General features: G+C 26.4%; 9 protein-coding genes. 8 read left to right on the forward strand and 1 reads right to left on the reverse strand.

Annotated features, from left to right (window positions below; genetic code table 11):
* Window position 1 precedes the first annotated feature (1 nt).
* The 7 genes from pglF to pssA all read left to right on the forward strand — a co-directional run bounded on the left by pglF (window position 2) and on the right by pssA (window position 7293).
* Complete coding sequence (gene pglF / locus JG676_RS02655; protein WP_200217240.1) at window positions 2–1777, forward strand: UDP-N-acetylglucosamine 4,6-dehydratase (configuration-retaining); 1776 nt, start codon at window positions 2–4, stop codon at window positions 1775–1777.
* Window positions 1777–2685, forward strand: a complete 909-nt coding sequence (locus JG676_RS02660) for a PDC sensor domain-containing protein (protein ID WP_200169474.1) — start codon at window positions 1777–1779, stop codon at window positions 2683–2685. Before pglF ends, JG676_RS02660 begins: the two co-directional genes overlap by 1 nt.
* 73 nt (window positions 2686–2758) lie before the next feature.
* A complete protein-coding gene (locus tag JG676_RS02665; protein WP_200169473.1) occupies window positions 2759–3145 on the forward strand; it encodes a chemotaxis response regulator CheY in 387 nt (128 codons plus the stop codon).
* A 32-nt stretch (window positions 3146–3177) separates the two neighbouring features.
* Window positions 3178–4011: a 50S ribosomal protein L11 methyltransferase gene (locus JG676_RS02670; protein ID WP_200169472.1), complete on the forward strand. Its 834-nt coding sequence runs from the start codon at window positions 3178–3180 to the stop codon at window positions 4009–4011.
* Window positions 4011–5945 (forward strand): ATP-dependent zinc metalloprotease FtsH, encoded by a 1935-nt coding sequence (gene ftsH, locus JG676_RS02675; protein WP_200217241.1) that lies wholly within the window; start codon window positions 4011–4013, stop codon window positions 5943–5945. Before JG676_RS02670 ends, ftsH begins: the two co-directional genes overlap by 1 nt.
* Window positions 5938–6555, forward strand: a complete 618-nt coding sequence (locus tag JG676_RS02680; RefSeq protein ID WP_200217242.1) for a phosphatidylserine decarboxylase — start codon at window positions 5938–5940, stop codon at window positions 6553–6555. Before ftsH ends, JG676_RS02680 begins: the two co-directional genes overlap by 8 nt.
* An 18-nt stretch (window positions 6556–6573) precedes the next feature.
* Window positions 6574–7293, forward strand: a complete 720-nt coding sequence (gene pssA / locus JG676_RS02685) for a CDP-diacylglycerol--serine O-phosphatidyltransferase (protein WP_200217243.1) — start codon at window positions 6574–6576, stop codon at window positions 7291–7293.
* Here pssA and JG676_RS02690 read toward each other — a convergent pair.
* On the reverse strand, window positions 7290–8090 hold the full coding sequence (locus JG676_RS02690) for a ferritin-like domain-containing protein (protein ID WP_200217244.1): 801 nt from the start codon (window positions 8088–8090) through the stop codon (window positions 7290–7292). The genes pssA and JG676_RS02690 overlap by 4 nt on opposite strands.
* A gap of 294 nt (window positions 8091–8384) precedes the next feature.
* On the opposite strand from JG676_RS02690, the gene JG676_RS02695 reads away from it, so the two are divergent.
* The coding region (locus JG676_RS02695; RefSeq protein ID WP_200217245.1) for a hypothetical protein at window positions 8385–8606 on the forward strand (222 nt) is incomplete at its 3' end.

An 8606-nucleotide genomic window follows, 5' to 3' on the forward strand; every position in this document is an offset into this window, starting at 1 on the left:
GATGGATTTTACTTTTTATAAAAGCAAAAGACTGATATTTTTTGTTTGTTTTGATATTTTTTTATTTTTACTTTCTATTTTTTTAGCTTTTTCTTTAAGATTTAGTGGAGATATTCCTGATGAATTTTATCATTCTATGTTTAAATCAGGTTTTATACTTATTATTTTAAAGATTTTATTTTTGTTTATTTTTAAGATTTATAAAGTAGCTTGGAGATTTTTTTCTTTAAATGAAGCAAGAAAAATTTTTATAGCTCTTATTTTATCTGAAATTATTTTTTTGATAATTTTTTCTTTTTATAGTGATTTTTTTAATCCTTTTCCAAGAAGTGTTATAGGGATAGATTTTGTTTTATCTTATATGTTTATAGGTTCTTTAAGAATTAGTAAAAGAATGTTTGTTGATTTTAAATCTAATAAAGTTTTTGAAGAAAATCCTTGTATAGTTATAGGAGCAACTTCTAAAGCGCTTCATTTGTTAAAAGGTGCCAAAGAGGGACATTTAGGACTTTATCCTGTTGGAGTGATTGACGAGAGAAAAGAACTTATTGGAACTTATTGTGATAAATTTAAGGTTGAGTCAAAAGATAAAATCAAAGATTATGTAGCTAAAGGTACAAAAACAGCAATTATTACATTAAAGCTTGAGCAAGAAGAATTAAAAAAACTTTTTGAAGAACTTATTAACTATGGAATTTTGGATGTTAAAATTTTTTCTTTTACAAGAAATGAAGCAAGAGATATCAGTATAGAAGATTTGCTTGCTAGAAAACCTAAAGATTTAGACAATAATGCAGTTATAGACTTTTTAAAAGATAAAGTAGTTTTAGTAAGTGGAGCTGGAGGTAGTATAGGAAGTGAGCTTTGTAAACAATGTATTAAATTTGGTGCAAAACAACTTATAATGATTGATCATAGCGAATTTAATCTTTATAAAATTAATGAAGATTTAAGTTTATCTAAAGATAAAATCGTTCCTATTTTAATGAGTATCCTAGAAAAAGATAATCTTGATAATATTTTAAAACAATATAAACCAGAACTTGTTTTACACGCAGCAGCTTATAAACATGTCCCACTTTGTGAGCAAAATCCATATTCTGCAGTATTAAATAACATTATAGGAACTAAAATTCTAATAGATAGTGCAAAAAATAATGGAGTTAAAAAATTTGTTATGATTAGTACCGATAAAGCTGTAAGACCTACAAGTATTATGGGTTGCACTAAAAGAGTTTGTGAGCTTTATACTTTGGCTTTATCAAATAAAGATTTTGAAGTCGCTTGTGTTCGTTTTGGGAATGTTTTAGGTTCAAGTGGAAGCGTAATTCCTAAATTTAAAGAGCAAATTGCAAAAGGAGAGCCTTTAAGTCTTACGCATCCTGATATAGTGCGATATTTTATGCTTGTTGATGAAGCAGTGCAACTTGTTCTTCAAGCAGGTGCTATAGCAAAAGGAGGGGAGCTTTTTGTCCTTGATATGGGCAAGCCTGTAAAAATTATGGATTTAGCAAAAAAAATGCTTTTGCTTTCAAATCGTCCTGATTTAGAAATTAAAATTACCGGACTTAGAAGAGGGGAAAAACTTTTTGAAGAACTTTTGATTGATGAAAATGATGCTAAAACAAAATATGAAAGTATTTTTGTGGTAAAAGATCAAAAAACTGATCTTGCTGTATTAAACTCTCAAATTGATAAACTTAAGCAGAATGAAGATATAATTAAAATATTGCTTGAAATTGTTCCAGAATTTAAACATAACGCCGGAGGTAATTAATGTTTATTAAAGATATGCAAAAATTTGAAGACAATCGTTATAAAGCAAGAGCATATATGACTTATATTTTAACAAGAAATTTACCCAATAAGCTTCCTAATATACATCTTGATAGTATAAAAATAGCTTTAGATAAAATTGAACATGATATTTCTATTTTCGATGCTTTGTATATACTTGATACTTCTGGAAAACAAATTGGCAATACAATAGCTTTAAAAAAAGAATACGAAATAGGAGCAGGAGAAGATAGAAGTTCTAAGGCTTATTTTTATCGAGCTGTTAAATTTAAACGTTGTATATTAAGTGATCCTTATCCTTCAAGTTTAAACAATGAGTTATGCGTTACTGCATCTATGCCAATTTATAACGATAAAAATGAATTATTATTTGTAGTTTGTATAGATGTAAGTTTAATTAATATTTTAAAAGTAATAGAAGCTGGATATTTTGAAACAACTTTTAACTATTTTAGTCGAGCGATTTATTTTTGTTTTGCTGTAGTTTTATTTATAATTACATGTTTTTTATTTCAAAAAGGTTTTTTTAGTTTATTTCACGAGCAAGAAAAAGTTGGAATACAAGTTATATTTCAAAGTACTATAGCTATTACTTTAGCTTTAGCTATTTTTGATCTTACAAAAACTATTATAGAAGAAGAAGTTTTAGGAAGAACAAAAAAAGAAACTCACGGAATACAAAAAACTATGGTAAGATTTTTGGGTTCGATTATTATTGCTTTAGCTATTGAAGCCTTAATGTTGGTATTTAAACTTGTATCAAGTGATTTATCTCAAATGATTTATGTAATATATCTTATAGCTGGTATTAATCTTCTTTTAATTGGACTTAGCATATACTTATTTGCGGTAAAATATAAAAATAGTAATATTTATGAAAATAATTAACGAAAAGATGTTATAATTGTTTTTTGTTTCAGTAAAATAAATAGTAAAATTAGAAATTTGAAAGGACGAAATTGTGAAATTGTTGGTTGTTGATGACAGTTCTACTATGAGAAGGATTATTAAGAATACTCTAACAAGACTTGGGCATAATGATGTTCTTGAAGCTGAACATGGGGTTGAAGCTTGGGATTTACTGACTAAAAATGAAGATGTAAAAGTTTTAATTACTGATTGGAATATGCCAGAAATGAATGGTTTAGAGTTGGTGAAAAAGGTAAGGGCTGAGAAAAAATATGAAGATATGCCTATTATTATGGTAACAACTGAAGGTGGTAAAGCTGAAGTTATTACGGCTTTAAAAGCAGGTGTTAATAACTATATTGTAAAACCATTTACCCCACAAGTATTAAAAGAAAAACTTGAAGATGTTTTAGGAACTGGTTCTGAGGTATCTGAATAAAAAATATAAGCCTTTTTGGCAATAGTTTCAAAATGCAAAAATTTTACTATGAATTATTTTTTAAAGTTGAAAAATCCTATGAAAAGGTATTTACTGATTTCATATTTGATTTAGGGATTGAGGCTTTAGAGGAAAAAGATGGAGGTTTTTTTATAAGATCTGAAGACAGTCTAGAAAATATAGATTTTGCTTTAGGTATATTTGTAGAAAAACTTTCTACTTTAGAAAATAAAGAAATTTTCTTTCAAAAAAAACTTGAAAGAAAAGAAAATAAAGATTGGATTGAAGAGTATAAAAAAAGCATTAATCCTATTTTGATTGATAATGTTTATATTCATACTTCTTGGCAAGAGCCAAAAGAAAATTGTTTAAATATCAAAATAAATCCTGCACTTGCTTTTGGTTCTGGCCATCATGAAAGTACTCATTCTTGTATAAAATTTTTACAAAAATATATTAAAAAAAATATGTTAGCTTTGGATATAGGTTGCGGGAGTGGAATTTTAGCAATTATTATTGCAAAATATTTATGTAAGGTAGATATTTGCGATACAGATATTTTAGCCATTGAAAGTGCTAAAAAAAATGCTAAAATTAATAGTGTAAAATTTCAAAATATATGGCATGGTTCTGTAGATCAAGCAAATAAAAAATATGATTTAGTAGTAGCTAATCTTATTGCTGATATTATTTTGATTTTAGAAAATGATATTAAAAAATGTTTAAATGATAATGCTATACTTATATTGTCTGGAATTTTAGATAAATATGAAAATAGAATAAAAGATAAATTTAAAGATTTAAAATTGATTGATAAAATTCAATCAAATGAATGGATAAGTTTAGTTTATAAAAAGGAAATTTAATGAATAAACCAAATAATAAAAATAATAATCCAAAAAATAATAATTTTTTTAACAAAAATCCAATTTTTATTTTTGCAATTTTTGCAATCATAATGATAATTCTTTTTAAAGGATTTTTTGATGGAAATAATTCTTTTGGAGTTAATTTAAATGGAGGTGAGGTAAGCAAGAATGTAGCTTACTCAGAACTTAAAAAACTCATACAAAGCGGGCAAATTAATCAAGTTAGTATAGGACAAACTACTATTAAAGCCATATCCTCAACTCATAATACTATTTATACAGCTAAAAAAGTCAATGATCCAGAGCTTGTGAATTTGCTTGATCAAAAAAATATTGCTTATGGAGCTTACTCTGAAACTAATTGGTTTACTGATATTTTGTTTTCATGGGTACTTCCAATTTTTATCTTTTTTGGTATTTGGATGTTTTTGGCAAGCCGTATGCAAAAAAATATGGGGAGTTCTATTCTAGGGATAGGAAGCTCTAAAAAACTTGTAAATTCCGAAAAACCAAAAGTAAAATTTTCTGATGTAGCTGGAGTTGAAGAAGCAAAAGAAGAAGTAAAAGAAATAGTTGATTTTTTAAAATTTCCTGAGCGTTATATTAAATTAGGGGCAAAAATTCCAAAAGGACTTTTACTAGTTGGACCTCCAGGCACAGGAAAAACTTTATTAGCCAAAGCTGTTGCCGGTGAAGCTGATGTTCCATTTTTTAGTGTTTCTGGATCAAGCTTTATAGAAATGTTTGTAGGTGTTGGAGCAAGTAGAGTAAGAGATTTATTTGAAAATGCTAAAAAAGAAGCCCCAGCTATTGTATTTATTGATGAAATTGATGCTATCGGTAAAAGTCGTGCAGCAAGTGGTATGATGGGCGGCAACGATGAAAGAGAGCAAACCTTAAATCAGCTTTTAGCTGAAATGGATGGTTTTGGAAGTGAAAGTTCTCCTGTGATTGTTTTGGCGGCTACAAATCGTCCAGAAGTTTTAGATCCAGCTCTTTTAAGACCAGGAAGATTTGATAGACAAGTATTAGTAGATAAACCTGATTTCAAAGGAAGATGTGATATTTTAAAAGTGCATATGAAAGATGTAAAAATTTCTCCTAGTGTAAAAGTTGAAGACATAGCAAGACTTACTGCAGGTTTAGCAGGAGCGGATTTGGCTAATATCATCAATGAAGCTGCTCTTTTAGCTGGAAGAGATTCTAAAAAATATGTAGAGCAAAATGATTTAGTTGAAGCTGTTGAAAGAGCTATAGCTGGTCTTGAAAAAAAATCACGTCGTATTAATGATAAAGAGAAAAAAATTGTTACTTATCATGAGTGTGGTCATGCTTTAATTGCAGAAACAACTAAAGGTGCTAAAAAAGTAAGCAAAGTTTCTGTAATCCCTAGAGGTTTAGCAGCTTTAGGATATACTTTAAATACTCCAGAAGAAAATAAGTTTTTAATGCAAAAACATGAGTTGCTTGCAGAAGTAGATGTTCTTTTGGGAGGACGTGCTGCTGAGGAAGTATTTATTGGAGAAATTTCAACAGGGGCAAGCAACGATCTTGAAAGAGCTACAGATATTATAAAAGCTATGATATCTATGTATGGTATGAGTGAAATTGCAGGTCTAATGGTACTTGAAAAACAAAGAAATACTTTTTTAAATGGTGGTCAAACAATTAAAGATTATTCTGAAAAAATGGCAGAATCTTTAGATATTTATGTTAAAACAACATTGGATGAGAGATACAATGAAGTAAAGAAGATTTTAAATGATTACAAAGGTGCTATTGAAACTATGGTAGAAGCTTTATACGAAGAAGAAACTATTGAAGGTGCTAAAGTTAGGGAAATTATTAAAGAATATGAAATAAATAATAATCTTCCAACACGCTTACAACAAGATAAAGATTCTTTATCAAAAGAAGAGATAGATGAATAAGTATATTTCAAAAGTTGGATATTTTACTATAGGAATTTGCTTAGCTTTATTTTTTATAGTTTGGATATTTTGGTCTTTTTCAATCTTAATCTTTTTAATACTTTTGTTACTTTTGTTTCTTTTTAGAACGCCAAAAAGAACTTTAGCTTGTATGGATGAGAAAGCTATATTATCTCCTATTGATGGAAAAATTGTAAAAATACAAAATTTAAATCATTATTTATTAGGAGAGTGTATAGAAATAAATATTAAAAATTTTTTTTATAATCCAGGGACATTTTATGCCTGTTTTAAAATGAAAATTAATAAGATTCAAAAAAAGTATGGACTTTTTTTATGCAATAGTTTAAAAAGCTCAAAAGATATGAATGAAAATGTATCAATTTTTGCAAGTACGGATAATAAAAATATCATTTATCAAATTTATGCTGGGTCATTGGATAGAAAATTGAATATATATAACATTTATTCAGAACTTAATGCTGGAGATGAGATAGGATTTTTTATTAATGGAAGCATAAGTTTATTTTTACCAAAAGATAAAATTCGCATTCAAGTAGGACTTGGAGATAAAGTAAAAGCAGGAGCTTTAATAGGTTATTTAGAGTGATTTTTTAAAGGAGAAATTATGAATAATAAACCCCAACTTATTTATATATTACCTAATCTTTTTACAGCTATTTCGGCGTTTTTAGGGATTATTTCAATAATTTCTTCTATACAGGGAAATTATCAAAAAGCTTTAATTTATATCATATTATCTTTAATTTGTGATGGACTAGATGGACGTGTCGCAAGACTTACAAAGACTACTTCAAAATTTGGTGTTGAATTTGACTCTTTAGCAGATTTAGTTGCTTTTGGTGTTGCTCCAGCAATTTTTTTCTATACAAGCATTGGAACTGATTATGGAAAATTAGGTTCTTTGATTACAGCTTTTTTTGTTGTTTTTGGTGCTATTCGTTTGGCAAGATTTAATGTGACAACTGGAACATATGAACCTTCAGTATTTATTGGCTTACCTATTCCTACTGCAGCTGTTGTTAGTGCAATTTATACTTATGCTTATGTAAAATATGAATTTTTAGAGTCTTATGGTCTTATTTTTTTAATTTTACAAGCAATTCTTGGATTTTTAATGGTAAGCAATATCCGTTATCCGAGTTTTAAAAAAGTTGATTTTTCTCGTGCAAATTTTTTAAGAGTATTAATTGTTTTGATAATAATTTTTTCTTTTTTATATCTTTATCCTTTAGAGGCTCTAGTTTTTTTAGCAAGTTTATATGTTCTTTATGGAATTATTAGAGCCTTGTATAATTTTGTAATTTTAATGTTTAAGAAGATTTAATTATTATAAAATTCATTAATTTTTTGTAATTCTAAAGGATCAAATCCTGCTTGAATTCTTGCTTCAAAATTAAGTTGTTTTCCAGCCAAAGAAAAGGTTTTAAATTCTTTACATAAATTTAAAAAATCTTCTTCTTTATTTTTAGAATATTTCCACCAAAAATCTCCTTTGCCGACATGTGTGATTTCATCTCTTAAAATAATGTGTAAAATTTCTTCCAAAAAAGGTTTAATTTCATTATCACTTGTTTGTATTTTTTTTAAAACAAAAGGATTTGCATCAAGTCCTTTTGCTTCTAAACCTCTATGTACAACCCCCATTCTAAGAGCTAAAGAATCTTTTGTTAATTTTAAAGCTAAATCTAAATTATCATGAACAAAAAAATCTCCATATTTATATCCTAGTTGTTCTAAGGCTTGATTTAAAAATTGAAAATGCTTTATTTCTTCATCTACAACTTCTAACCAATCTTGATAAAATTTTAAAGGAAGATTTTTAAAACGATAAGCACTATCTAAAGCTAAGTTAATAGCACTAAATTCAATGTGAGCAATTGAATGTATAATTTGAGCTAAGGATTTTATACTTTTGGTAAATTTAGGCCTTCTGATACGTGTGGGATGTATGAATTTTACATTTTTATAGCTACTTTCTTTAAGAATGCTGATATTAGAATGATTAAAAATAATTTTTTTGCTTTTAAAATCATCATAAAAATTATAAAAATCATTAATTTTTTGATTTAAATTTTGATTGTATAAAATTATTTCTAAAGTTTCAAAAAATTCTTTTTTCATTGCTAAACCTTAATTAATTATATATTTTACTATAAATTATTTTAATTGATTAATATACAAAAATTAACTTATAAAATGATTGAATAATTTTTAAGAAATTTTAATTTTATAAATAATTAAAGGTGTTAATTTTTATGTTGAAAATAACTTATTAAATGATTTGAATTTGTTTTTATAAGAAAATTACATTTTAAAATAAATTTTATAAAATAAAAAGATAATTAGAAGTAGTTAATTTTAAAAAATATTAAATTTATTACCTTATAATTTTTTAAATTTATTTAAAGGTAAATAATGTTGAAAATTTTAATATTAATGTTATTTTTTATTTTTAATCTTTATGCTTATGAAATTAAGAATTATGGCTTTAGCGTGAAAAATGGAAATTATTATTTAATTGAAAATCAAAAAGATCAATGCTTGATAAATAATATTTGCTCAATTAATTATATTAAACTTACAAAAGAATTAGAAGTAGAAAATTTAACCCCACAAGGTAAAGTTAAAGCATTAAAT

It is taken from the genome of Campylobacter sp. 2018MI34 (genome assembly GCF_016598975.1).
Lineage (GTDB): Bacteria > Campylobacterota > Campylobacteria > Campylobacterales > Campylobacteraceae > Campylobacter_D.

Excerpts from the sequence above, each read along its gene's own strand:
- ftsH (WP_200217241.1), top strand. The coding sequence starts at position 4,011 with ATGAATAAACCAAATAATAAAAATAATAATCCAAAAAATAATAATTTT.
- JG676_RS02660 (WP_200169474.1), top strand. The coding sequence starts at position 1,777 with ATGTTTATTAAAGATATGCAAAAATTTGAAGACAATCGTTATAAAGCA.
- pglF (WP_200217240.1), top strand. The coding sequence starts at position 2 with ATGGATTTTACTTTTTATAAAAGCAAAAGACTGATATTTTTTGTTTGT.
- JG676_RS02670 (WP_200169472.1), top strand. The coding sequence starts at position 3,178 with ATGCAAAAATTTTACTATGAATTATTTTTTAAAGTTGAAAAATCCTAT.
- pssA (WP_200217243.1), top strand. The coding sequence starts at position 6,574 with ATGAATAATAAACCCCAACTTATTTATATATTACCTAATCTTTTTACA.
- JG676_RS02690 (WP_200217244.1), bottom strand. The coding sequence starts at position 8,090 with ATGAAAAAAGAATTTTTTGAAACTTTAGAAATAATTTTATACAATCAA.
- JG676_RS02680 (WP_200217242.1), top strand. The coding sequence starts at position 5,938 with ATGAATAAGTATATTTCAAAAGTTGGATATTTTACTATAGGAATTTGC.